At 72.0% G+C, this 24144-nt stretch carries 24 protein-coding genes and 1 pseudogene; 12 read left to right on the top strand and 13 right to left on the bottom strand.

Going from position 1 to position 24144, the window contains the following annotated elements; all coding sequences use genetic code 11:
* Nucleotides 1-225: 225 nt before the first annotated feature.
* The gene (locus AB0877_RS16220) at nt 226-1737 is read left to right on the top strand and encodes a phosphoesterase (protein WP_366609471.1); all 1512 of its coding nucleotides are present in this window, start codon (nt 226-228) and stop codon (nt 1735-1737) included.
* A 93-nt stretch (nt 1738-1830) separates the two neighbouring features.
* On the opposite strand, the gene AB0877_RS16215 is transcribed toward AB0877_RS16220, so the two are convergent.
* Nucleotides 1831-2433 (bottom strand): MarR family winged helix-turn-helix transcriptional regulator, encoded by a 603-nt coding sequence (locus AB0877_RS16215; protein WP_366609470.1) that lies wholly within the window; start codon nt 2431-2433, stop codon nt 1831-1833.
* A gap of 114 nt (nt 2434-2547) precedes the next feature.
* On the opposite strand from AB0877_RS16215, the gene AB0877_RS16210 reads away from it, so the two are divergent.
* From AB0877_RS16210 to AB0877_RS16200, 3 genes are all read left to right on the top strand, one after another.
* Entirely contained in the window at nt 2548-4119 is a 1572-nt protein-coding gene (locus tag AB0877_RS16210) for an LLM class flavin-dependent oxidoreductase (protein ID WP_366609468.1), read from the top strand.
* A gap of 62 nt (nt 4120-4181) precedes the next feature.
* Nucleotides 4182-4778 (top strand): helix-turn-helix domain-containing protein, encoded by a 597-nt coding sequence (locus AB0877_RS16205; RefSeq protein WP_366609467.1) that lies wholly within the window; start codon nt 4182-4184, stop codon nt 4776-4778.
* Entirely contained in the window at nt 4775-6055 is a 1281-nt protein-coding gene (locus AB0877_RS16200) for an MFS transporter (protein ID WP_366609466.1), read from the top strand. The genes AB0877_RS16205 and AB0877_RS16200 overlap by 4 nt, the downstream gene beginning before the upstream one ends.
* Nucleotides 6056-6062: 7 nt before the next feature.
* On the opposite strand, the gene AB0877_RS16195 is transcribed toward AB0877_RS16200, so the two are convergent.
* The 3 genes from AB0877_RS16195 to AB0877_RS16185 all read right to left on the bottom strand — a co-directional run bounded on the left by AB0877_RS16195 (nt 6063) and on the right by AB0877_RS16185 (nt 8351).
* On the bottom strand, nt 6063-6758 hold the full coding sequence (locus AB0877_RS16195) for an alpha/beta hydrolase (RefSeq protein ID WP_366609465.1): 696 nt from the start codon (nt 6756-6758) through the stop codon (nt 6063-6065).
* Nucleotides 6759-6833: 75 nt separating this feature from the next.
* On the bottom strand, nt 6834-7829 hold the full coding sequence (locus tag AB0877_RS16190) for an L-dopachrome tautomerase-related protein (RefSeq protein ID WP_366609848.1): 996 nt from the start codon (nt 7827-7829) through the stop codon (nt 6834-6836).
* A 99-nt stretch (nt 7830-7928) separates the two neighbouring features.
* On the bottom strand, nt 7929-8351 hold the full coding sequence (locus AB0877_RS16185) for an MmcQ/YjbR family DNA-binding protein (protein WP_366609463.1): 423 nt from the start codon (nt 8349-8351) through the stop codon (nt 7929-7931).
* 154 nt (nt 8352-8505) lie between these two features.
* Between AB0877_RS16185 and AB0877_RS16180 the strand changes: the two genes are divergently transcribed.
* Complete coding sequence (locus AB0877_RS16180) at nt 8506-10308, top strand: acyl-CoA dehydrogenase (RefSeq protein WP_366609462.1); 1803 nt, start codon at nt 8506-8508, stop codon at nt 10306-10308.
* A 3-nt stretch (nt 10309-10311) separates the two neighbouring features.
* Here the strand turns inward: AB0877_RS16180 and AB0877_RS16175 are convergent, their stop codons facing one another.
* Entirely contained in the window at nt 10312-10488 is a 177-nt protein-coding gene (locus AB0877_RS16175) for a hypothetical protein (protein ID WP_355010015.1), read from the bottom strand.
* 98 nt (nt 10489-10586) lie between these two features.
* On the bottom strand, nt 10587-11306 hold the full coding sequence (locus AB0877_RS16170) for a spermidine synthase (RefSeq protein ID WP_366609461.1): 720 nt from the start codon (nt 11304-11306) through the stop codon (nt 10587-10589).
* Nucleotides 11307-11435: 129 nt separating this feature from the next.
* Between AB0877_RS16170 and eccB the strand changes: the two genes are divergently transcribed.
* Entirely contained in the window at nt 11436-12812 is a 1377-nt protein-coding gene (gene eccB, locus AB0877_RS16165; RefSeq protein WP_366609460.1) for a type VII secretion protein EccB, read from the top strand.
* On the opposite strand, the gene AB0877_RS16160 is transcribed toward eccB, so the two are convergent.
* Both AB0877_RS16160 and AB0877_RS16155 read right to left on the bottom strand, forming a co-directional pair.
* Nucleotides 12813-13430: a class I SAM-dependent methyltransferase gene (locus tag AB0877_RS16160; RefSeq protein ID WP_366609458.1), complete on the bottom strand. Its 618-nt coding sequence runs from the start codon at nt 13428-13430 to the stop codon at nt 12813-12815. It lies immediately after the preceding gene.
* 41 nt (nt 13431-13471) lie between these two features.
* On the bottom strand, nt 13472-14083 hold the full coding sequence (locus AB0877_RS16155; RefSeq protein ID WP_366609456.1) for a helix-turn-helix domain-containing protein: 612 nt from the start codon (nt 14081-14083) through the stop codon (nt 13472-13474).
* A gap of 90 nt (nt 14084-14173) precedes the next feature.
* Here AB0877_RS16155 and AB0877_RS16150 point away from each other — a divergent pair, with 90 nt between their 5' ends.
* A complete protein-coding gene (locus tag AB0877_RS16150) occupies nt 14174-14911 on the top strand; it encodes an SDR family NAD(P)-dependent oxidoreductase (protein ID WP_366609454.1) in 738 nt (245 codons plus the stop codon).
* Nucleotides 14912-14967: 56 nt separating this feature from the next.
* Here the strand turns inward: AB0877_RS16150 and AB0877_RS16145 are convergent, their stop codons facing one another.
* Genes AB0877_RS16145 through AB0877_RS16135 form a run of 3 tightly spaced genes read right to left on the bottom strand, consistent with a single transcriptional unit; the run spans nt 14968 to nt 18181 of the window.
* The gene (locus AB0877_RS16145) at nt 14968-15834 is read right to left on the bottom strand and encodes a carbohydrate ABC transporter permease (protein WP_366609453.1); all 867 of its coding nucleotides are present in this window, start codon (nt 15832-15834) and stop codon (nt 14968-14970) included.
* Entirely contained in the window at nt 15834-16790 is a 957-nt protein-coding gene (locus tag AB0877_RS16140; protein WP_366609452.1) for a sugar ABC transporter permease, read from the bottom strand. The genes AB0877_RS16145 and AB0877_RS16140 overlap by 1 nt, the downstream gene beginning before the upstream one ends.
* Nucleotides 16787-18181, bottom strand: coding sequence for an extracellular solute-binding protein (locus AB0877_RS16135; RefSeq protein ID WP_366609451.1), 1395 nt, complete (start codon nt 18179-18181; stop codon nt 16787-16789). The genes AB0877_RS16140 and AB0877_RS16135 overlap by 4 nt, the downstream gene beginning before the upstream one ends.
* A 115-nt stretch (nt 18182-18296) precedes the next feature.
* Between AB0877_RS16135 and AB0877_RS16130 the strand changes: the two genes are divergently transcribed.
* The 5 genes and pseudogenes from AB0877_RS16130 (at nt 18297) to AB0877_RS16110 (ending at nt 22266) form a co-directional block, all read left to right on the top strand.
* The gene (locus AB0877_RS16130) at nt 18297-19337 is read left to right on the top strand and encodes a zinc-binding alcohol dehydrogenase (protein ID WP_366609450.1); all 1041 of its coding nucleotides are present in this window, start codon (nt 18297-18299) and stop codon (nt 19335-19337) included.
* The gene (locus tag AB0877_RS16125; protein ID WP_357231060.1) at nt 19334-20155 is read left to right on the top strand and encodes a sugar phosphate isomerase/epimerase family protein; all 822 of its coding nucleotides are present in this window, start codon (nt 19334-19336) and stop codon (nt 20153-20155) included. The genes AB0877_RS16130 and AB0877_RS16125 overlap by 4 nt, the downstream gene beginning before the upstream one ends.
* A 116-nt stretch (nt 20156-20271) precedes the next feature.
* On the top strand, nt 20272-21585 hold the full coding sequence (locus tag AB0877_RS16120; protein WP_366609846.1) for a hypothetical protein: 1314 nt from the start codon (nt 20272-20274) through the stop codon (nt 21583-21585).
* 29 nt (nt 21586-21614) lie between these two features.
* A pseudogene (locus AB0877_RS16115) lies at nt 21615-21716 on the top strand (DNA mismatch repair protein MutT); the annotation flags it as partial.
* 40 nt (nt 21717-21756) lie between these two features.
* On the top strand, nt 21757-22266 hold the full coding sequence (locus tag AB0877_RS16110; RefSeq protein WP_366609448.1) for a DUF2267 domain-containing protein: 510 nt from the start codon (nt 21757-21759) through the stop codon (nt 22264-22266).
* Nucleotides 22267-22325: 59 nt separating this feature from the next.
* Here the strand turns inward: AB0877_RS16110 and AB0877_RS16105 are convergent, their stop codons facing one another.
* Both AB0877_RS16105 and AB0877_RS16100 read right to left on the bottom strand, forming a co-directional pair.
* A complete protein-coding gene (locus AB0877_RS16105; protein WP_366609447.1) occupies nt 22326-23552 on the bottom strand; it encodes a hypothetical protein in 1227 nt (408 codons plus the stop codon).
* 26 nt (nt 23553-23578) lie between these two features.
* Nucleotides 23579-24094, bottom strand: a complete 516-nt coding sequence (locus AB0877_RS16100; protein WP_366609445.1) for an NUDIX domain-containing protein — start codon at nt 24092-24094, stop codon at nt 23579-23581.
* Nucleotides 24095-24144: the final 50 nt, after the last annotated feature.

The following is a 24144-nucleotide window of genomic DNA, read 5'->3' as shown; positions in this document are numbered from 1 at the left end:
GGAGGGGGACCGGTCGACCAACGCCCTGGCCCGCCCCCCGCCGGGGCGGGCCGGAGTGGACGCCGCGCGATCACGGGGTGACCCACTGCTGTCCGGCCCGACGCTTCGACCAGGTGGGGGCAGGGTGTTCATTGCGCGCACCCGCTGCGTACGGCGGCTGTTCACCGCCTTCTCCGAGGCTCCTTGATCGAAAGAGCATTCACTTGATCGAGGAGAGGCTCTCAGGTGAGAGACAAGCATCCCGAAGAGACCGAGCACGCGCAGCTGTCCCGGCGCAAGCTGGTCAAGTACGCGGGCGTCGGCGCGACGCTGGCCGCGGCCAGCCCACTGGTCGGTGCCGGCGCGGCCTGGGCCGACGAGGACCGCCGGCCGGGTGACGACGACAAGACCGACCGGGGTGATTCCAAGAACCGGGTGTGGCGTGCGGGGGACCACCACATCCACTCCGAGTACAGCGGTGAGTTCGACACCACGAAGTCCCCGATCGTCTTCCACAAGGGCGCGGACGCGGTCTACCCGATCGTCACCAATGCCATCATGGCGAAGAACTTCGGCCTGGCCTGGGCGATGTGCACCGACCACGGTGGACCCACGCACTCGAAGGTCAACATCGAGCAGGCGTACCCCGACCTGCTGCGGTCCCGCAAGCTGGTCCCCGAGGTGCTCCAGTTCTGGGGCATGGAGTTCGACGCGCCATCGCTGGACCACCACACGCTGATGATCCCGCGCCACGAGGACGAGGCGAAGCAGCTCTTCGAGCTGGAGAGCCGGTTCGCCAAGTACGACGCGTTCCCCACCGACCCGGCCCGCGACACCGAGGCCAAGATGGTGGAGTTCCTCAAGGTGGCCCGGGGCATGCCGCACAAGCCGCTGGTGATCGCCCACCACGCGTCCCGCTCGGCCCCCGGTCTCGGCGTCTACGGTCAGGACACCCCGCGCGAGTTCCGCAACGGCAACAACGCCGCGCCGGACGTCTACATCGGCTTCGAGGGCGCGCCCGGTCACCAGGCCGGCCCGCTCAACGGCGGTAAGCGGGGCGGGTACGGCAACCACCCCACCTACGGCGGCTTCGACCAGATGACCGCCCGGGTCGGCGGTCTGTGGGACTCACTGCTCGGCGAGGGCCGGCGCTGGTGGATCACCGCGACCTCGGACTCGCACGTGCACTGGACCCGGGGCGGCTCCGACTTCTGGCCGGGCGAGTACAGCAAGACGTACGTGCACGCCCGCCAGGACTACGGCGACATCATGGACGGCCTGCGCAACGGTCGGATCTGGGTCACCACCGGCGACCTGATCCGCAGCCTCGACGTCACCGCCACGTCCCAGGGCAGGACCGCCGAGGTCGGCGAGACGATCACGGTGAGCCGTCGTAGCCGTACCGATGTCGAGATCGAGATCACCTTCCGCCCGCTGGGTGGGGTGAACGCGAACGGCGACCGGCCCGAGGTCCGCCGGGTCGACCTGATCGTCGGCCAGATCACCGGCCCGAGCGCCAGCCTGGACGCCGACACCAACCCGACCACCACTGTGGCGGCCCGGTTCGGCCCGCGGGACTGGCGTCGGCGGGGCGACAGCTACGTCATCCGGCACACCCTGCGCAATGTCGAGGCGGACACCTACGCGCGGGTGCGCGGCACCAGCACCGACGAGGCCGAGCCGCTCGCTGACGGGCTGGAGAGCCCGTGGGACGACCTCTGGTTCTACTCGAACCCGGTCTTCGTGCACGTGCGCTGACCGGTGCGGTAGCGACATCGCGGGCCTGTCCGGCACCGCTCGACCGACGACGTCGGGTGGTGCGGGGCGGGCCCGTCCCGTCGCGGTCGCAGGTCAGTCGGGTCTGGTGCGGCGGGCCCGGGGAGTGGCGGTTCGTCCGCCCCGCGCCGGGGCGGCACCGCTGCGACGGGCGGCGGGCGCGGCGGGCTCCGGGTCGGCCTGCACCTGGGTCACCACCTCGCAGAGGTCACGCAGCGGGTCCGCCGCCTGGGCCGAGCAGGCGACCTTCTGCAGCAGTGACCGCAGCGTCGCCGACTCGGCCGGGGTGAGCGCCCCCAGCAGATGCGACTCGACCTGCCGCAGTGCGACCCGCTGCTTCTCCCAGGCGGCGCGGCCGGCGTCGGTGACCTCGATGAGCCGGTTACGCCGGTCGGCCGGGTCCGCGCGCCGGGCGACGAACCCGGGCCGCTCCAGGTCGTCGATCAGGTACGTGAGGACGGTGCGGTCGATGCCGATCTCCTCGGCGATCGCGCCCTGGTTTCGGGCCGGCCCGTTGCTGGCCGCGGTGAGGAGTTGGTAGCCGCGCGGGCCACCGGGAAAGTCGGTGAGCGCGTGCTCGGCCGCTCGGACGTAGCCGCGGAAGACGATGCCGAGCATCCAGCCCAGGTCGTCGTCGAGCGGATCGGGCCGGTCCGGCCGGCGAGAGGCACCCGTCATTCCCCGACAATACCGCAGCGAGGCAGACCTTGTTGGCAAGAGATGTTCTGCTTGGCATAAGGTTGCGCTCACGGCGCATCGCCCGAGGCGTCGGGGAAATCGGGAGGCTCGCAGATGAGCGACTACGGCCACGACCTGGTCTTCGGCTCCTTCGTCACGCCCAGCGCTGACAATCCGGACCGTACGGTCGGTGTCGCCGTCCTGGCCGAGCAGGTCGGGTTGGACCTGGTCACCTTCCAGGATCACCCGTACCAGCCGGCGTTCCTCGACACCTGGACGCTGCTGAGCTTCGTGGCGGCCCGCACCAGCCGGGTGCACCTGGCGGCGAACGTGACGAACCTCCCGCTGCGCCCGCCGGCGGTGCTCGCCCGCAGCGTCGCCAGCCTGGATCTGCTCAGCGGCGGCCGGGTCGGCCTCGGCCTCGGGGCAGGGGCGTTCTGGGATGCCATCGAGGCGATGGGCGGCCGGCGCCTCACCCCCGGCCAGGGCGTACGGGCGCTGGAGGAGGCCATCGAGGTCGTCCGTCAGCTCTGGGACGTCGAGGCGCGTGGCGGAGTGCGCGTCGACGGCGAGTTCTATCGGGTGGTGGGTGCCAAGCGCGGTCCGGCTCCGGCCCACCCGGTGCCGATCTGGCTGGGCGCGTACAAGCCCCGGATGTTGCAGCTCACCGGTCGTCGGGCCGACGGTTGGCTGCCCTCGCTGGGCTACCTCCAGCCCGGTGACCTGGCCAGGGGAAACGCGATCATCGACGACGCCGCGCAGCAGGCCGGGCGGTCCCCGCGGGACGTGCGTCGGCTGCTCAACATCTCCGGGGAGTTCTCGGCCATCGGGCGTGGCCCGCTGAACGGGCCCGCCGAGCAGTGGGCCGAGGAGTTGGCGGGGCTGGCGCTGGAGGAGGGCGTCGGCACCTTCATCCTGGGCAGCGACGACCCCGACGACCTGCGCCGCTTCGCCGGCGAGGTGGTCCCCGCCGTCCGCGAGCTGGTCGCCGCGGAACGCGACCGGGACGCCGCTCCGGCACGTACCCCGGAGCCGGAGCCGGTCGCTGCGCCGCCGGCCCGGGCGAGCCGCGCCACCGTGGCCGGTGGGGCGTTCGCCGTGGTGCCGACTCCGGACGACGGTGTACGGCGAAGCGAGCGGCAGGTGTGGGACGAGGCGGCCCGGCCGACCGGGCCCGCGCCTGACCCGGAGCGCACCTACACCCCGCAGGAGCAGGCCACCGGCGCGCACCTCGTGCAGGTCCACGACGGGCTGCGCGCCGAGCTGGCCCAGATTCACGACCTCATCGATCAGGTGGCGGCCGGCGAGATCGACGCCGGTGCGGCCCGGTCCCACATCAACACGATGACCATGCGGCAGAACCGGTGGACCCTCGGGGTCTACTGCGAGTCGTACTGCCGCATCGTCACCACCCACCACACGATCGAGGACCAGTCGCTCTTTCCCCGGTTGCGGGCCCGTGACCCGCGACTCGCCCCGGTGGTCGACCGGTTGGAGCAGGAGCATCACGTCATCCACGACGTGCTGGAGGGTGTCGACCGGGCGCTGGTCGCGTACGTCGGCTCTCCGGACGGGCTTGCCGAGTTGCGGGCCGCGGTGGACCTGCTGACCGACGCTCTCCTGTCGCACCTCAGCTACGAGGAGCGGGAACTGGTCGAGCCGTTGGCGCGTCTGGGCATCGCCTGATCAACGCGCCGGTACGGCGGCTCGGGTTGCCCCGATCTAATCTGAGAGACTACTCTCGAAACATGTCTCTCAAGAATCCGTACGGGGATTTCGAGATCACCGAGCCGCAGGCGCTACGGGCACTCGCCCACCCGGTGCGGCTGGCCATCCTCGAACACCTCCAGCGGCACGGCCCGGCCACCGCGACCGGGCTCTCGCCGCACGTCGGCGCCACACCGTCGGTGGTCAGCTGGCACCTGCGGCACCTGGCGACCTTCGGTCTGGTCAGCGACTGGGACGGTGCCACCAGCAAGCGGGAACGCTGGTGGCAGGCCGTCGCCCGGGGCTTCCGCTTCACCGCGCCCGACAGCGCCGAAGGGCAGTCCGCCAGCCAGCAGTTGCGGGGCGAGATGTTCGCCCGCAACGCCGACGCGCCCCAGCAGTGGCTACTGCGCGAAGAGCCCCGGCTGGAGCCCGAGTGGCGCGCGCTGGCCGGCATGGCCGACACCCGCTTCGTGGCCACCGCCGACGAGCTGCGGCAGTTGGAGGAGTCGATCGAAGAGCTGATCGCTCCGTACGTGCGGCGCAAGGAGGAGTCGGCCCCGGACGGCGCGCGGATCGTCCGGATGCTGCGCTACCTCCTGCCCGAGCCCGGCGACGACGACGCGGCCACGTCATGACCGCCACCGACACCGGCTCCCCGCGCGCCACCGACGTCCTGCCCCCGCCGGCCCTGCACCGCGACCGCCGGTTCCGCACCTTCTGGATCAGCGAGACGACCTCCCAGTTCGGTGACCGGATCAGCGAACTGGCTCTGCCGCTGATCGCCGTCACCCTGCTCACCGCGACACCCGTCCAGGTGAGCGTCCTCACCGCGCTGATCTGGCTGCCCAACCTCCTGGGCCTCTTCCTCGGTGCGTGGGTCGACCAGCGCACCCACAAGCGGCGACTCCTGATCATCGCGGATCTGGTCCGCGCCGCGGTGCTGCTCAGCCTGCCGGTGGCCTACCTGTTCGACGCGATCACCCTCACCCAGCTCTACCTGGTGGCACTGCTCACCGGCCTCGGGGCGGTCCTGTTCGCCATGGCGCGCCAGGCGTTCTTCGTCGCGCTGGTGCCGCGATCGGCGTACGTGGACGCGAACAGCAAGCTGAGCATGAGCCGGTCGCTGTCGTTCATCGCCGGTCCGGCCGTCGGCGGCGGGCTCGTCCAGGCGCTCAGCGCGCCGGTCGCGATCCTCGTCGACGCGGTGTCGTTCCTCGGCTCCGCGCTGCTGCTCCGCCGCATCCCGGTGACCGAGACGCCGCCACCGCCGCGTCGAACGTCCACGCTGGGTCTGGTCCGCGAAGGGCTCACGCTGGTGCTGCGGCACCCGGTGCTGCGGGCCGCCCTCGGCTGCACCAGCACCGTCAACTTCTTCACCTTCATCGCCGGCGCGCTGTTGGTGCTCTACGCCAGCCGCGAACTCGACCTGTCGGCCGGTGCGATCGGCATCGCCCTCGGATTCGGGGCGCTCGGCGGCTTCGCGGGAGCGGCACTCGCACCGCGCGTCTCCCGTGCCATCGGCCTGGGCCGTACCGCCATGATCGGCGCGGTGCTCTTCCCCGCGCCGCTGGCGCTGACCGCGCTGGTCTCCGGACCGACCTGGACGAAGGTGGCCATGCTGGCGGCCATCGAGCTGGTCTCCAGCATCGGGGTGATGCTCATGGACGTGAACCTCAACGCCCTGCTCACCGCCGTGACACCCGACGACGCGCGGGGACGCCGGGCCGGTGCCTACAGCGCCGTCAACTACGGCATCCGACCACTCGGCGCGCTGGTCGGCGGCACCTTGGGCACCACGATCGGGCTGCGGCCCACCCTGGCCATCGCCGGCCTCGGCGGCGTGCTCGCCGTGCTGTGGTTGCTCGCGTCACCGGTGCGCCACATCCGCGCCCTCGACGAACCGGCGACCTGACGACTCGTCAGGCGGCCTGCGCCAGCAGGATCCGGGCCAGCTCGGTGGGCTGGGAGAACATCGGCCAGTGGCCGGTGTCCATGGTGACCAGCCGCCACCGGTCACTGGTCAGAAGCCCGGCCACCGTGTCTTTGGGCTCGGGCCCGTCGAGCAGGCACTTGACGTACGTCGCCGGCAGCTCACCCAGCGGCCTGCCCACCACGGCCGGTTCGGTCAGCGTCGCGCCCGGATGCGGCGTGGAACCCTCGACCAGCCGCGCGACCTGCTCGTCGGTGAGACCCTGACCATCGAAGTCGGCCGCGCCGGGCGGCGCCCAGTCGCCGTCATTGTCGGCGAGCTGCGCCTCGAACGCCGCCTGGCCCTGCCACCAGCCGGAGGCGAACGACCCACCGTCGACCGGCACCTCGGAGTCCACGAAGACCACCCGGCTCAACCGCTCGCCGATCCGCTCGGCCGCCTGACCCACCGGAATGCCCGAGTAGCTGTGCCCGACCAGCACCACATCGCGCAGGTCGCCGCGCTCGATCTCGTCGACGATGTCCTGCACGTGGGTCTGCTGCCCGGCCGGCACACCCCGCTTGTCAGCGAGGCCGGAGAGGGTCAGCGGGTGGGTGCCGTGCCCGGCCGCCCGCAGGGGCGGCACCACCTCGTCCCACGCCCACGACCCCAGCCACGCCCCCGCCACCAACACGAAATCAGCCATGGCCCGGGACCCTAGCGGCACCCTCCGACAGCGCCGACACGTCAGCCCAGGCGCATGCCGTGGCCCGATCAGCGCTCAGGCGTGGTCCCGGGCGGGCGGCCCGGTCTCGACGGGCATCCGGTAGATCTGGGCCGGGTAGTCGACGGCCGAGACCCCGCCGTTGAGCCCGGCGGTCAGGTGCAGCTGGGCCGCCGGCATCCAGAGCCGGGCATCGGCGTCGAGCCACATGGCGTCGACCCAGGACAGACGGGGATCGGCGACGAGCGTTCGTACGCTGCGGTCGGGCGCGAGGACGAGGACGCGCCGCCGTTCCAGGTCGCTGAGGTAGATGGTGCCGGTGGCGTCGATGGCAGTGCCACCGGTGCTGGGTGTGTCACACCACCGCTCGACAGTCCGGGCCAGCTCGTCGGGGGACACCGACGGGTCGTCCAACCACCGGGTGTCGATCCGGGACATTCCACCGGAGGCCGGCTGGTAGTAGAGCCAGCGACCATCCGGCGACACCTCCAACTGGTCCGCGTGCAGGCGTACCTCGGCGCCGTTCGGGTCACGCAGCACGCGACCGTCGGCGACCACCGGGCCGCCCGCCGTGCTCGGATGCCCGTCCAGCACCCGTCTCGACCGACCGGAGTCGAGGTCGAGCACGATGAGGCCGGCCGCCCCGGCGTCGCTGAGATACGCCACCCGGCCGTTGAAGCGGACGTCGTCGACGTAGCTGCCCGGGTGCACCGCCTCGTCGAGGTGGTAGATCCGCTCCACGCGGTCGTCGTCCGGGTCGACAGCGATCAGCCGAGCGCCACCCGGCACCTGCGCGCCGCCGATCCGGGGCGAACCCGAGTCGACGATCCACAACCGGCCGTCCGGGCCGGCGCGCAACCCGTTGACGTGCACGAACGCCCCGTGCGGCGGCTGGTCGGCACGGTTCCAGGCGACATCGGGGTACGGGACACGACGGCCGTCCGGCAGCGCCTCCACCACCTGCACGCCGGGCCGATCCGCCGACGGGTAGCTCAGGAACACCCGCTCCCGGACCGTGGTCACGCCCGTGCACACCCGGTCCTCCTGGAACACCGGCGTCAATCGGTGATCCTCCTCGGTGGGCAGCGACACCATCCCGCGGTGTCCCCGGAGCGTGCCGGCCGAAACCCGCCGGTGACGGCGCCGCCCTGCTCAGCGCGCCTGCGGTGCCGGGGGCCCGACCCGGGCGGCGAGCCGCTTCGGGGCCATGACGCAGTAGCTCTCGGTGAGCAACTCACTGACCTCCGCCCAGTCGGTGTCGTCGTCGAGGATCATGCCCATCACGGTCGGGCTCCAGTCCGGTTTGTAGAAGGGGTGCCCGATGGCGAGGAGCCCGGCTATCTCGTCGAGTGGCGACCGGAAGGTCAGCAGGCAGGCGGGCTGGTCGAGTGCGGCGGCCCGCGCGTGCACCGGCTGGCGATCGGGGTCGACGGTGAGCACGTGGGCGATGGTCCGCTGGCGAATCCGCCAGCGGGTGCCCACCCAGGCCGGCTCCTCGTAGGTCTCCGGCAGGTCGCAGCAGATCGACCGCAGCCGGGCGAGGACCTCGGGCGGGACGTCTCCGGGTGCGGTCACGGGCAACGACACTAGCCGTACGGTGTGACACGTTCCGCTCGTCGAACCCCACCCCGCCCGGTGGTGCGGGCCCTGCCGATCGACCAGGATGGGCCGGGGCGACCGTGGGCCGTCGCCTCGGCTCGACCAGCCCCCGTGCCCGCTGAGGAGTGCCGTGCCATCCACCCTGCTCTCCCGCCGCGACCTCGACTTCCTGCTGCACGAGTGGCTGCGGGTGTCCGAGCTCGTCGAGCGCCCCCGCTACGCCGAGCACTCCCGGGAGACCTTCGACGACGCTCTGGACCTCGCCGAACGGGTGGCAACCGAGCAGTTCGCCCCGCACAACCGCGCCGCCGACCTGGCCGAGCCCACCTTCGACGGGCAGCGGGTGCGGCTGATCCCGCAGATCCGTGCCGCGTTGGACAGCTTCGCCGAGACGGGCCTGCTCACCGCCGGGCTGGACGCCACCGTCGGTGGCCTGCAACTGCCGCACGCCGTCGCCGCGGCGTGCTTCACCTGGTTCCAGGCGGCGAACGTGGCCACCTCGGCGTACCCGTTCCTCACCCTGGGCAACGCCAACCTGCTGCTGGCCCACGGCAGCCCGGAGCAGGTGGACACCTACGTCCGGCCGATGCTCGACGGCCGGTTCTTCGGCACCATGTGCCTGTCCGAGCCGCACGCCGGCAGCTCGCTGGCCGACATCACCACCCGCGCCGAGCCGCAGGCGGACGGCACGTACCGGCTGTTCGGCACCAAGATGTGGATCTCCGGTGGTGACCACGAGCTGGCCGAGAACATCGTCCACCTGGTGCTGGCGCGCATCCCGGGCGCACCGCCCGGGGTCAAGGGCATCTCGCTGTTCATCGTGCCGAAGGTGCTGGTGGGCCCGGACGGGACGCTCGGTGAGCGCAACGACGTGGCGCTGGCCGGGCTCAACCACAAGATGGGGTTCCGGGGCACCACCAACACCCTGCTCAGCTTCGGCGACGGCGCGCACATCCCGGCCGGCCGCGCCGGAGCGGTGGGTCACCTGGTCGGCGCGCCGCACCAGGGTCTGGCGCAGATGTTCCACATGATGAACGAGGCCCGGATCGGGGTCGGGGCGGGCGCCACCGCGCTGGGTTACACCGGCTATCTCAAGAGCCTGGCGTACGCGAAGGAGAGGCCGCAGGGCCGGCCGGTCGGCGCGAAGGACCCGGCCGCCGCGCAGGTGCCGATCATCGACCACCCCGACGTACGACGGATGCTGCTGGCCCAGAAGAGCTACGTGGAGGGGGCGCTGGCGCTGGTGCTCTACTGCGCCCGGTTGCTCGACGAGCAGAGGACCGCACCGGCCGAGGCCGACCGCGAGCGCGCGCACCTGCTGCTGGACGTGCTCACCCCGATCACCAAGAGTTGGCCGTCGCAGTGGTGCCTGGCGGCCAACGACCTGGCGATCCAGGTGCTCGGGGGCGCCGGCTACACCCGCGACCACGACGTGGAGCAGCACTACCGGGACAACCGGCTCAACCCGATCCACGAGGGCACCCACGGCATCCAGGCGCTGGACCTGCTGGGGCGCAAGGTGACCATGCAGAGCGGCGCGGGTCTCGCCCTGCTGACCACGACGATCGGGGACACCGTCGAGCGGGCCCGCAAGGTCGGGGGAGAGGCGTCCGACCTGGCCGACCGGCTGGCTGCCGCGGTGGACCGGGTCACCGCTGTCACCCGTCGACTGTGGGCTGACGGTGACCCGGTGCTCGCGCTGGCCAACGCCAGCGCCTACCTGGAGGCCGTCGGGCATGTGGTGATCGCGTGGATGTGGCTGGAGCAGGTGCTGGCGCTCCCGCCGGAAGGTGCCGGCGACGCGTTCCACGCCGGCAAGCGCCACGCCGCCCGCTACTTCTTCACCGTCGAGCTGCCCCGGACCGGCCCGCAGTTCGACCTGCTGGACAGCCGGGACCGGACCACGCTCGACATGCGCCCGGACTGGTTCTGACCCTCAGCGTCGTCGGCCTTGGTGCTGCACCGCCTGCCGCCCCTTGACGACGCCCCAGACGATCACGATCACCAGCGCGATCAGACCGATGATGATCAGCCAGCGGACCGCCTCGAGGATCAGGCCGAGCAGGATCAGTACGCCGGCGACCACGCCGACGACCCAGAGCAGTGCACGCATGTCGACCTCCAGTGACCGGCCGTGCCTGGTGCGGCCGGCCCCCGTTTCTCATTCCCCGTCCGGTCGACACCATGCGCGGGTGGCACACCCGAAGTCGATCAGGGGCCGGTACGCGCCACGTAGACGGTGTTCGCCGACTCCCCGCCGGTCAGCGGGTTGGCGAACGGCACGACATGCGCGCGTACGCTCGTGAACACCTCGGTGAGCGCGGCGGTGAACTCGGCGTCCGGCGGGTCGTCCGACCAGAGCGCGAAGACTCCCTCGGGGCGGAGCAGAGCGGCCAGGCGACGCAGCCCGGCCGGCGGGTAGAACGCCGCGTGGCTCGGGTGCAGAACGTTGCAGGGGGAGTGGTCGACGTCGAGCAGGACCGCGTCGAACCGCCGGCCGGGCACCTCGGCGTCGAAGCCGGTGTCACCGGCCACCGCAGCGAAGAAGTCGGCCTGCACGAAACGGGTCCGGGGGTCCTCGGCGAGCCCCGCCGCGAACGGCAGCAGCCCCCGTTGGTGCCAGTCGATCACGTCCTCGATCGCCTCCACCACGAACAGTGAGCGCACCCGGGGATCGCCCAGCGCCGCGCAGGCGGTGTAGCCCAGCCCGAGGCCGCCCACCACCACGTCGAGCGAATCACCGGCCACCTCGGCGAGACCGAGCCGGGCCAGCTCGATCTCCGCGACCGGGAAGAGGCTGGACATCAGGTACTCGTCGTCGAGCTTGACCTCGTACACCTCGACCTGGAGTGCCGGGTCCCGGCGTCGGCGCAGGCTGATCGCGCCGATAGGCGTCTCCCGCCAGGCCAGCTCTTCGAAACGCGCGCCCACGGGTGCCCTCTCGCCGCCGGATTCGTCCACGGATGGTACCGGTTGCCCCGCGACGGGCGGCCACGCAGGGTCCACAGGACATCGACGCAGCGCATATCCTGTGCCCGGCCGATCCACCGGAGGAGACTCATGCCGTCGCGGCAGGACCAGCTGCACTCCTACCAGTTCAGCGTCCAGCGGGCGGTCGCCGCCCTGGTCATGCGGGAGACCGATCCCGCGCAGTCGCCGTTTCGGCGGCTGGCTGGCGCGGGCCTGGCCAGCGTCCTGGTAGCGGCGATCGGGCTCGGTGGCTTCGCTCTCTACGGCCTGTTCGCCGGTGGCGGCAAGGGCTGGCGCGACCCAGGCGCGGTGATCGTGGAGAAGGAGTCCGGCGCCCGGTTCGTCTACCGCGAGCAGAAGCTGCACCCGGTGCTCAACTACGCCTCGGCGCTGCTCATCGTCGGTGCGGACCGCTCGAAGACCGTCCTGGTGTCCCGACGCACGATCGACGGAGTGCCGCGTGGGCTGCCGCTGGGCATCGCCGACGCCCCCGACTCACTGCCCGCCCCCGGCCGGCTGTCCACCACGGCGTGGACGGTCTGCTCGACGGTCCCGGCCGCCGAGACGCCCCGCTCCGCGCTGCTGATCGGCACCGAGCCCGACGGCGGCCGGCCGCTCGGCGACGAGGCGCTGCTGCTGCGCCACCCCGACGGCGGGCTGCACCTCGTCTGGCACCAGCGGCGCTACCTCGTCCGTGATCCGAGCCGGGTGCTGGCGGCGCTCGCCACCACCCGGGCCCAGGCGGTTCCGGTGGCGCCGGCACTGCTCAACTCGCTGCCCGCCGGCACCGACCTCGCTCCGCTCGATCTGCCCGCGCTGGGTCGGCCCGCCACCCGGGTGCCGGGTGCCGCGGTCGGCACTGTCTACCTGGTGAGCAATTCCGGCGGCGGTCGGCAGTACGCGGTGGCGCTCGACGCCGGCCTGGCCGGCATCACCGAGTTGCAGGCGGGGCTGTTGCTGGCCCGCACCGGGCAGGTCGAGCCGGTGCCGATGACGTTGGGTCGGTTTGCCGCGCTGCCCACGGTGGCCGACCTCGCCCCGAGCGGCCCGACCGCCCCACCGCCGATCCCGCCCCGGCTGGTGGCGGGCGACGGCGGGGCGCTCTGCACGCGCATCGGTGACGACGGCGGGGTGGGTGAGGTGCGATGGGGCGTACCGCTGCGGGACCTGACGGCTTCTCCACGGACCGCGCCGACCGGCGGCGCGGTGCTGGCCGACCACGTGGTGGTGGAGCCGGGTCGTGGCGCGGTGGTCGAGGCGGCCGCGGCGCCCGGCGCGACCGGCGGCGCGGTCTCCGTGGTCACCGACCTGGGTCGCCGCTACGTGCTTGCCGACCGGGAGGTGCTGCCGATGCTCGGCTACGGCGGTGTCCGTCCGCTGCGGTTGCCGGCCGGTCTGGTCAGCCTGGTGCCCGCCGGCGCCACCCTCGACCCGTCCGCGGCCCGCGCCGTCGCCGCCCCCGACTGATCACCGGGAGAGGCCGCTGGCCGGGCGGCGCAGGATGGTGACCGCGAACTCGGCGTCGTCGCGCCACGGGCGCAGGTCCCAGGTCGCGAAACGGTGCTCCACGAGCAGCCCGGCGGCCACCGCGTCGGCGTCGAACGCGGTCAGCGGGTAGCCCCGTTCGGTGCCGAAGCCCACGGTCAGTACCCCGTCCGGTCGCAGGTGGTCGGCGACGCGGCGCAGCACCTCCGGTTCGGTGCCGACGGCGACGAAGGCGAGCACGTTGCCGGCCAGCACCGCCGCGTCGAACGGCTCCGCCTCACCCAGGGCGGGCAGGTCCAGCTCGGCGAGGTCGGCGACCAGCCAGGTCGGGCCGGGGTAGTCGGCGCGGGCGGCTTCCACGAGCGCCGGGTCGGCGTCCACCCCGACGACCGTGTGCCCCCGCTCAGCCAGTGCGGCACCGACGCGGCCGGTGCCGCTGCCGGCGTCGAGGATCCGGGAGCCGGGCGCCACCAGAGTGTCGACCAGGCGGGCCTCGCCGGCCAGGTCCGTGCCCTCGGCCGCGAGTTTGCGGAACCTGTCGATGTACCACTGTGAGTGCTCGGGGCCGGTGTCGGTCGCCCAGCGGGTCGGGTTGGCCATGTGGCCACCGTAACCGGGCCGCTGGGGGAGCGGTGCGGGAGTCAGGGCCGGCGGCGTGGGTCCACCCGAAGGCCGTGGAGGACGAAGCCGGTGTGCCTACGCCAGGCGTCGGCGCCGGCCTTCGGGTCGCTCCGCAGGATGCCGGAGTTCGCCAGGAAGATCGCGGTGAGGTCGGCGGGGCCGAAGTCCTCGCGTAGCGAACCGTCCTCCTGGGCCGCTTTGAGAAACGACGACGCGTGCACGACGGCGTCGTCGCACAGGCGCGCCAACTGCTCCGAGCCCGGGTACCGGCGCGCCATGATGTCGTCGAGGGCGGGCAGGGTGGCCTGGAGTTCGAGCAGGCTCGTCAGGTAGAAGCGGAAACGGCTCCACGGGTCGGGAATGGCCTGGGCTTCGGCAGCGATGATCGCCATCTGTTCGGCCGCGATGATCGGGACGACGGCGTCTATGAGCGCCTCCCGGGTGCCGAACCGGTTGTAAAGGGTGCCCGTGCTGACACCGGCCGTGCGCGCGACTTCCTCCAGCGGCGCACCGAGACCCTGTGTCCGGAACACGTCGACCGCGGCGTTCGTGAGCTTCGCGAGGTTCTCCCGCGCATCGCGCCTCAGGGCCGGTCGAGCAGTTCCACCCGTTCCCATCGTCACAACCTCCATAAGTTGATGGCACTCTCAAGTTACTGCTAGCGTCGTTCGGGTCAACTTGAGGTATGCCTCAATTTATCACTCGACCTGGGGAGTCCACTCATGTCCAAGACCGTCGCGATTTTCGGCGCGGGAACCGGCCTCGGCCTCTCGGTAGCTCGACGGTTCGGCCGCGAGGGCTACCGGGTGGCCCTTGTCGGCCGCAACGTAAGCAGCCTCGACCACCTCGTCGCCGAGTTGGGAACCGACGGCGTCGAGGCGGCCGCGTTCCCTGCCGACCTGACGCGGACCGCCGAGGTGCCCGCGCTCATCGAGGCGATCACGGCGCGGTACGGCAGCATCGACGTCGTCGAGTACGCGCCGATCACCACCGCGCCGTTCGTCCCGGCGGCGGAGCTGACGCCGGAGGTCGCACAGGGGTTCGTGAACCTGTACCTGCTCACTCCGCTGGAGATCGTGCGTCAGGTCCTGCCCACAATGGTCGAACGCGGCGACGGCGGCATCCTCATCACGCAGGGCGCGTCGGCGGTCAACCCGGCACCCTTCATGAGTGGCGTCGGGCCGGCGATGGCCGCGGCGCGCAACTACCTGCACAGCCTGCACGGCGAGGTTGCCGGCAAGGGTGTCTACGTCGGCACCTTGATGGTCAACGCCATGATCCTGGGCAGCGCCGGACACCGGGCGATGACCGCTGGCGAGCTGGGTGTCGACATGCCCCAGGGCGTCGAGATCCCCACTGTCGACCCGGTCGACCTCGCCGACCTGCTGTGGAAGCTGCTCAGCACCCGCGACCGCATCGAAGTGCTGCACCCCGACGTCGACTACAGCAGCGCCCTCTGAGCACGCCGAGCAGGCGCTGAGCGGCGGCGACACCGCTCAGCGCCCGAGGGTGTCCCTCACCCCTTCTCCGCGCCGCTGGTCAGTCCTTCGGTGAGTAGTCGTTCGCTGGCAAAGAAGAGGATCACGATGGGCAGGGTGAGGACCACCGACCCGGCCATCAGCACCGTCTTGGGGACCTCCACCCCGTCGGCGAGCAGGGACAACCCCAGTGACACCGTCCACCTGTCGGGTTTGTCGACCAGGAACAGCAGGGCGAAGAGGAACTCGTTCCAGGCGATCATGAAGTCGTAGAGCGCGACCGCCATGATCGACGGCATCGCCAGGGGCAGGCTGACACGGCGGATGATGCCGAGCCGGCCGGCGCCGTCGATGGCGGCGGACTCCTCCAGGCTGACCGGGATGGTCTCGAAGTAGTTCTTCAGCATGTAGACCGACACCGGCAACGTCTGCGAGATGTAGACCAGCACCAGACCGAACAGCGAGCCGCGCAGCCCGGCCCGGGTGAAGACCACGAACAACGGGATCGCGATGACGATCGACGGAAACAGGTAGACCGCCAGGAACAGGAAGTCCACCTGTCGCCGACCGAAGAACCGCAGCCGGGCCACCGCGTAGGCGCCGGGGATCGCCACCAGGAGGGTGAGCACGGTCGCCGCGACGGCGACCAGACCGCTGTTGCGGATGAAGGTGAGGAAACCCTGGCCGCCGTCGTCGGTGGCCTTGAGGACCTCGGCGTACGTGGCCACGGTCAGCTCACCGAGGCCGACCACCAGCGCCCCGGGGTCGAGCAGCAGGCGCTCGATGGGGCGCACCGAGAGCACCAGCATGTAGTAGAAGGGGAAGGCCGTGATCACCAGGAACACGGCTATCACCAGGCGGCGCAGCCAACGCAGGCTCACCGTCTCGACCACGTCCCGGTCCATCAGCCCACCCTCCGTCCGAAGAAGCGCAGATAGATCAGCACGAACACGATGAGCACAACGGCCAGCACGACCGCCTGCGCGGCCGCGGCTCCGATGTCGGTACGGGCGGTGAGGAACTCGTACACCCGGACGCTGACCACCTCGGTGCCGGCCGCACCGCCGGTGAGCAGGTAGACGTCGTCGAACTTGTTGAACGTCATGATGAAGCGCAGCACCCCCAGCAGGGCGATCACCGGCAGCAGTTGGGGGAGCAGGATGTGCCGGAACCGCTGGGTGGGGGTGGCCCCGTCGACCCGGGCGGCCTCCTCCAATTCGCCGGGCACCGCCTGAAGGCGGGCCAGCAGGAACAGGAACGCGAACGGGAAGTACCGCCACGCCTCGAAGACGATCACGGTGGCCAGCGCGGTCGACTCCTGGGTGAGGAACGGCACCGGGGCGTCCCAGCCGAGCAGGCGTTGACCCCACGCGTTGACGATGCCGAGCTGTGGGTCGAGCATCACCTGCCAGACGAACGTGACGGCGACCACCGGTGCCACATACGGCAGCAGCATGGACGCCCGGACCAGGGTGCGACCCCGGAACGGCCGCCGGACGACCAGCGCGGCCACCAGGCCGAGCAGGATCGACCCGACGGTGCCGCCGATGCTGTAGATCAGGGTGACCCACAGCGTCTCGGCGAAGCCGGGGGTGTGCAGCACCCGGTCGATGTTGTCCATGGTGAACTCGCCGAACAGGCCGGTCTTGCGCAGTGTGGCCAGCCGGACCCGCTGGAAGGCGAGCACCACTGTCCACACGATCGGAATGCCGATGACCGCGACGGTGACGAGCAGGGTCGGTGCGACCAGCGCGAGCCCGGCCCGGGATTCACGGCGGCGCAGGGTCAGCGGTCGGCGCCCGGGTGACGCCGGCTGCTCCCTGGTGGGGGAGCGGCCGGGGCCGGGCGCGGTGGTGGTCAATTGACGCCCGCCTTGATGGCGTCCACGTCCTTCGTGGCGCGCTCGGCGGTGCGCGCCGCGTCGGACTTCCCGGAGACGAGGTCGCCCAGCACCTTGGGCACCGGCAGCTCGCCGAGCATGGCGCCGACGAGTTTGCCCTGCCCCTGGCTGAGGCCCCAACGCCCGAAGGTGTCCGGGCTGCGGCGCAACGTGGCCAGCACCTCGTCGCCGTACACGTCGCTGAGGGGCTTCTTCGCGTCCACGCCCGCCTGGCTGGTGTTCCAGGCGGTCAGGTACGCCTCCGGCTCGGCGGGGGTGCCCTTGCGCACCGGGAAGCGGCCCTCCGGCGACATGCCGAACCAGCGCGGGTAGCCGTCACCGAGCATGTACTCCACGAAGGACTTCGCCGGGTCGGTCACCGCGCCGTCGAGGACGGCCCATGAGCTGATCTCGCCGTACTGGGCCGGTTCGGTGCCGTTCGGGCCCTTGATCGCGGTGACGAACCCGCTGTTCTTCGCGAGGAACGCCGGGTCCGCCTGGCACTGCGGGCAGGTCGGCTTGGCGTCGTTGCGCAGCCCGGCCAGCTCGTCGAGGATGAACGGTGACCAGATCACCATGGCCGCCTTGCCCGCGAAGTAGGTGGCCCGGGTGGTGTCCACGTCCTGCGCGCCCTTCACCGAGCTGGTGCGGATCAGGTCACCGTAGAAGCGGAACGCCTCGACGCACTGGGGCGAATCCAGTGTCACCTTTCCCGAGTCGTCGGTGAGCTGGCAGCCGTTGGCCAACGCCAGGTGCTCGAAGGTCTGTTGCGTGAACACGTCGCTGGGGGCGGTCGCCGCGGTGATGCCGGCGACGCCGCCGGTGTTCAGTCGTGCCGCGGCGGTGGTGATCCGTTCGTACGTGTCGGGGGCGGGCAGGCCGGCCGCGGCGAACAGGTCCTTGCGGTAGACGAGCAGCTGCCCCCACCCGTCGCTGGGCACGGAGAGCTGCGTGCCGTCGTCGGAGGTGAGCTCCAGCGCTCGGGGGGAGAACGTCTGCCTGCCCAGCTTGTCGACGACCTCCGCGTTCGCCGAGGCGTGCAGCAGCTCGTTGCCGGCGAGCGTGCGGATGCCGGCGAGGGAGACCGACCCGACCACGTCGGGCAGGTCGCCGGCGGCGGCGTTTGCGGCGATCAAGGAGGGGAACTGGTCCTCGTTGACGGTCACGAGATCGACCTGGATCCCGGTCTTGGCGGTGAAGTCGGCGATGATCGACTTGGTGGCGGTGACCCGGTCGGCCACGTCCTCCAGGCTCCAGACGGTGATCTTCTTGCTGTTGCTGTCGGATGCGTCGTCGCCGCAGGCCAGCAGGGTCGACGTGGTCAGTGCCAGGATCAGGGTGGTGGCGAGTATCCGCCTCGGAGGTGCTGACATCGGTGGCACTCCTCTCGAAGGGTACATGAAGGATCCAACACCTTCGATTGATCAATAGCAAGACATATCGCGATTTTTTGCTATCCTGGAGCCCAGTGCTACCGGGATGTGACACATGGGCAACTGGGTGGTCTCTCTCGCCGGGCCTCGACGCATCAGCCTCGAGCCCTGCCCGCCGGATCCGCTCGGCCCCGGCCAGGTCCGAGTCCGCACCTGCTACTCGGGCATCTCCGCCGGCACCGAGCTGACCCTCTACCGGGGCAGCAATCCCCGGCTCCGCAAGGACTGGGACGATGCCGCCCGCATGTTCGTCCCCCGACAGGCCCCGGTGCCCTACCCGCTGATCGGCTTCGGCTACGAAGAGGTCGGCGAGGTCGTCGAGGTCGCGCCGGACGTCACCCACCGACACCCGGGGCAGCTCGTCTGGGGCATCTGGGGGCACCGGGCCGAAGCCGTGCTCGCCGCCGACTCGGTCCGCGCGCTGCCCGCCGGGCTGGATCCGCTGGCCGCGGTCTTCGCCCGCCCCGGCGCCATCGCGCTGACCGCCGTGCTCGCCGGTGACCTGCACCTCGGCGACTGGGTGGGAGTCTTCGGCCAGGGCGTCATCGGGCTGCTCGCCACCCGGCTCGCCGTGCTCTCCGGAGCCCGGGTGGTGGCCGTCGACCCGGTACCCGACCGGCTGGAGCACGCCGCCCGGTACGGCGCACACTCGACTGTGGACGCCGGTGTCACCTCCGCCGCCGCCGCGTTGCGCCAGGCCACCGACGGCCGGGGGGCCGACGTCTGCCTGGAGTTGTCCGGAGCGTACCCGGCGCTGCACGAGGCCATCCGCTCCACCACCCACGCCGGCCGGGTCGTGGCCGCCGGCTTCTACCAGGGCCAGGCCGACGCGCTCGGCCTCGGCGAGGAGTTCCACCACAACCGCATCCAGTTGGTGGCCGCCCAGGTCTCCGGGCCCACCCCCGCGCCGAGCATGGCCGGCCGGTGGACCGGAGACCGGGTCGCGCAGACCTTCATGGACCTGGTGGCCGACCGCAGCGTCGACCCGCTGCCGCTGGTCAGCCACATCGTCGACGCCAGCGCGGTCGCCGACGCCCTCGCGCTGCTCGACCGCGGCGCCGGTGACGTCCTCCAAGTCGTGCTGAGGTTCTCATGACCACCATCGCGCTGGCCTGTCAGGAACAACTCCTGCCGGGCACCAACCTGATCCAGAAGTACGCCCTCGCGGCCGCCCTCGGCTACCAGGGCATCGAGCTACGCGGCCGCGGCGACCTGGCGTTCGCCCGCCGGTTGCCCGAGCTGCGCCGGGCCCGCGCCGCCGGGGTGGTGATGCCCACCGTCTGCGTCGAGATGGACCACTTCATCGGCGACTTCGACCCCGCCCGGTCCGCCGATGCCGTCCGCAACCTGCGCTCCCAACTCACGGTGATCGCCGAGCTGGGCGGCGTCGGAGTGATGACCCCGGCCGCCTGGGGGATGTTCTCCCGACGACTGCCGCCGTTCGATCCGCCCCGCCGGCCGGACGGCGACCGGCAGGTGCTCCTCGACGCCCTCGGCGAGCTGGGCGAACACGCCCGGGCCGAGGGGGTCACCCTTTTCCTGGAACCCCTCAACCGGTACGAGGACCACATGGTCAACCGTCTCGACGAGGCGGTGGCGCTCTGCGCCGCGCTCGGGTTGCCGTCGGTCCGGGTGGTCGCCGACACCTTCCACATGAACATCGAGGAGGACGACGTGCACCGCGCGCTGCGCGCCGCCGCGCCGTACCTCGGGCACGTCCAGGTCAGCGACTCCAACCGGTACCAACCCGGCGCCGGGCACCTGGACTGGCCGGCGCTGGTGCGCACCCTGCTGGAGCTGGACTACCGGGGCTGGCTGGCGCTGGAGTGCCGGCTCCGCGGCGACCCGGTTCGGGCCCTGCAACAGGCGGCCACGGTGCTGCGACACGCGCTGCCCCGGCGGGCCGCCGCGTGACCGCCGACGCCGGGCCGACAAGCGTCGACGCGACCACCGGTGTCGGCCCGCCCGCCGACGCCGGGGCGACGCGCGCCGAAACCGCCGGCACGGGTGGCCCGGCCGACGCGGCCGGGTTGCGTCGGCTCGCGATCGACACGCTCGACGCCAACTGGGAGCACGACCACACGGTGCCCTCGCGCACGCTCTACCCGCACCAGTGGAGCTGGGACTCCGCGTTCATCGCGATCGGGTTGGCCCAGGTCCGTCCCGACCGCGCCTGGCGGGAGCTGGCCAGCCTGTTCGGGGCGCAGTGGGCCGACGGACGGGTGCCGCACATCGTGTTCAACCCGGCGCTGCGGGTCGGCGCGTACTTCCCGGGGCCGGAGATGTGGCGTTCGGCCGACGTGCCGGGAGCACCGACGGTGGCCACCTCCGGCCTGGTCCAGCCGCCGGTGCACGCGCTCGCCGCGTTGCTGGCGTACCGGCGGACGCCCGACCCGAGGGCCCTGGCCGCGCTGCGCGGGCTCTACCCCGCGCTGGTCGCCCAACAGCGCTACCTGGCCGACCGGCGGGACGTGGCCGGTGACGGACTGGTCTGCATCGTGCACCCGTGGGAGTCCGGGTTGGACAACAGCCCGGCGTGGGACGAGCCGATGGCCGCGGTGCCGGCCGAGGCCGCAGTCATGCGGGCGTACCGTCGGCACGACACCACGCACGCCGACGCCGCGCACCGCCCCACCGACCTCGACTACGCGCGCTACCTGGCGATCGTCGCCGCCTACCGTGACCACTGCTACTCCGACCGGGACCTGGCCGGCGGTCACCCGTTCCTGGTGGAGTGCCCGCTGTTCAACGCGGCGTTCGGGGCCGCCGAACACGCCCTCGCCGAGATCGCCGCGCTCGTCGGCGGCGATCCCGGGCCGCACCGGGCCCGCGCGGCCCACATCACCGAAGCATTGGTACGCCGGCTGTACGACCCGGACACCGGCACGTTCCAGCCCCGTGACCTGCGTACCAACCGCCTGCTGAGCGCCCGTACCGTGCTCGGGCTGACCCCGCTGATCCTGCCCGACCTGCCGACCCGGCAGGCCGACGCGCTGGTCGTCGAGGCCCGGTCGGCGCGCTTCGGGGTGGCCGGTCGGATGGACCGGCCGCTGCCCACCCACGACCGCACCGCACCCGACTTCGAGCCGCTTCGGTACTGGCGTGGGCCGAGCTGGCTCAACATCGGCTGGCTGGTCCGGCGTGGGTTGCTCGGTCACGGGCACCCGGAGTTGGCCGCCGGGCTGCGCCGGTCGATGATCGGTCTGGTCGCCGGGGCCGGCTGCCACGAGTACTTCCACCCGGACACCGGTGCCGGGCTGGGCTCACCGGCGTTCAGCTGGAGCGCCGCGCTGCTGCTCGACCTGCTCGCCGATTCGCCGACTGAGCGCGGTGCCGGGTGGTAGCGTCCCCGATCCCGGCGGCAGCAAGGAGCATCGCCGAGATGGCCTGGCTCGGGTACGCGGACCGACACCGCACCTCACCGGTCGACCAGATCATCTTCGACCACCTGCTGGCCGAGGGCTTGCTGGCCTGATGCCTGTTTGTCGCGGCCGGGCAGGGGTAACCGGCCGAGCGTGACCGACGGCGACGGGTTCCCGTACTTCATCGACGCGGTGTCCCAACGGTCCGGGCTGCCCGCCGAGGAGGCCGCCGTGCTCGCCCGCGCCGTGCTCCAGACGTTGGCCGAGCGGGTGACCGACGGGCCGCCCGACGACCTCGGCGGGCACCTTCCCAACGAGGTCGGCGGCTACCTGACCGGCCCGCCCCCGGAGTCGGCCGGAACCTCGCTTGCTGCTGCACACCCGACCGGGGCTTCCGGTGCTGGTCCGGACCCGACCGGGGCTTCCGATGCGGATGCCGACGGGTTGACCAGCGGGGTGGGCCTGGAGGTCGGCGGTGCCGGCACGCCCTCGACGGACGCCGGGCCGACGGAGTTCCTTCGCCGGGTGGAACAGCGCGCCGGGGTGGACCCGGCCACCGCCCGAGCCGGAACCGGCGCTGTCTTCGCCACCCTGCGGACGGCGATGACCGTCCGGGAGTTCCGGGAGATGGTGGCGCGCATGCCACGCGACGGTGGGTTCTGACCCGCGGAGCAGCACGGCGAGGAGTCTCTGCACCCCGGTGGCGGACCAGCCTGGGTGACTCACGCCTCGGGCACGTCCTCGGGCTCGGCGACCCAGGCCGAGAAGGCCGGCAGCCCGTGCCAGGGACCGGTGGAACCGTCGGGCCGACGATCGGTGGCGACCGCCACCACCGCGTAAGGATGGCCGAAGCGCAACTCGGCGGTGCGGGCCACACCCTCCGGCGGCAGGCTGGTCCGCCCGAACATGCCGGTCACGGCCGCCGCCTCGAAGCCGTACCTGTCGAACCGGGCCACCGCCGTCTGCCGTGCGTCGAAGTCGGTCATCCGTAGCGCCAGCGCCGTCGCGAGCGTGGTCGCTGCGGCGGGGAAGCCGAGCGCCGAGGCGGTCAGGTCATGGTCGTTCCGCGCGGACCAGCAGGGGAGGACCGCTTGGTGCCGCTCCTCGCGGCCGTCGCGGGCGTGGGTGCGCACCCGTTCCTCGGTCACCGTCCACAGCGGCGTCCCACCGAGCGGCAGGTCGAACAGCGAACGGCTGCCCTCCGGTGGCACGCCGTCGGCCGCGCCGGCGCTGAGGTCGTACGCGACGGCCAGCACCTCGGCCGGTGGCATCTGTGGTGCGGCGGCCACCGAGAGGACGACCAGCCCCGCGCCGTCGGCCGTCTGGGCGGGTGCGGCGTGCACGATCACGTCACCGGCCCGGGCGGTGGAGACGATGTGGCACCGGTGGCCGTGGCTCGGGCTGCGCAGGGCCCGCCGCAGGTGGCCGGCCCACGGGCTGCCGGCGCCGAGAGCGCGCGCGTCGGTGACGTCGAACGGGGTCGCCCAGGACACCCGGGTGGCCAACGCGCTGGCCAGGATGAACACCGTGTTCGCCTCGACCTGCAGGGGAAACGTCTCGATCAGGCCGAGGGTGTGCTCGCGCGCCCAGGTGTCCAACCCGGCCTGATCGGGCAGTGCGCCGACGTCGGTCGTGCGGGGGAGCGCGGCCCGCCACGCCGCCGCCCCACCGTCGCCCTGCCCCGCTCGGTGCCAGAGCGCGGTGGCGGCACCGATCAGCGGGTGCGGAATCTCCAGCAGCGCTCGGGCGGCATCGGCCGCGCTCGACAGGTCGGTGCCCAGGGCGTGCGCCAGCTCGTCGACGGGTCCCTCCCCGTCGGTCGCCGTGGTGGCACAGACCGCGAGCAGCAGCCAGGCGCCGAGCGGGGAGGCGACGTGGTGCCCGTCGCCGACCGTCGCGTGCAGTCGCGCGGCGTACGCGGACAACGGGCCGTGCAGATCACTGCTCATGCCCACACTCTGCCCGCCAACCCGGCTCACGACCACAGTTCGAACGGCTCGTCGATCTCCGTGCCGGCGAGAAAGGGGGTGATCAGCCGAGGGATCTGCCCGGGGTAGAAACGGTCCCGACTGGCCACCACCTCCGGCAACGGCCACCAGCGGAAGCCGAAGTAGTCCTCTCGCTCGTAGTCGAGCCGGTGCGCCTCGTCCACGTCCGGGCCAGGGCCGGTCAGCCGTACGGCGACGACAACCTCGTCCTGGACGTGGCGCACCTGGCGGTGCAGGAAGCTGGCCCGCCGCCGCCAGTTCGGCGTACCGACCTGGTCAGCGGTGATCACGATGCCGGTCTCTTCCCGCAGCTCCCGTACCGCGGTGTCGCGATACGTCTCGCCGGGGTCCATGCCACCGCCGGGCAGTTCCCACCAGGTGCCCAGCCGGGGATGGTCCGGGTCGTGGGTGTGGAACAGCAGCACCCGGTCGGTGCCGTCGACGACCACGACCCGCACCGCGCGTCGCTTGAGGATCGGCAGGTCGCGAGGTAGCTCGTCCATCGGGCCAGTCTGTCGTAGCGTCCCCCACGGCTGCGAGTAGGCTGCCCGCC

The sequence above is a fragment of the Micromonospora sp. NPDC047644 genome (assembly GCF_040704315.1).
Taxonomy (GTDB): domain Bacteria; phylum Actinomycetota; class Actinomycetes; order Mycobacteriales; family Micromonosporaceae; genus Micromonospora.
The sequence above is the reverse complement of the archived record's forward strand: the minus strand, read 5'-3'. Positions and strand labels throughout refer to the sequence as shown.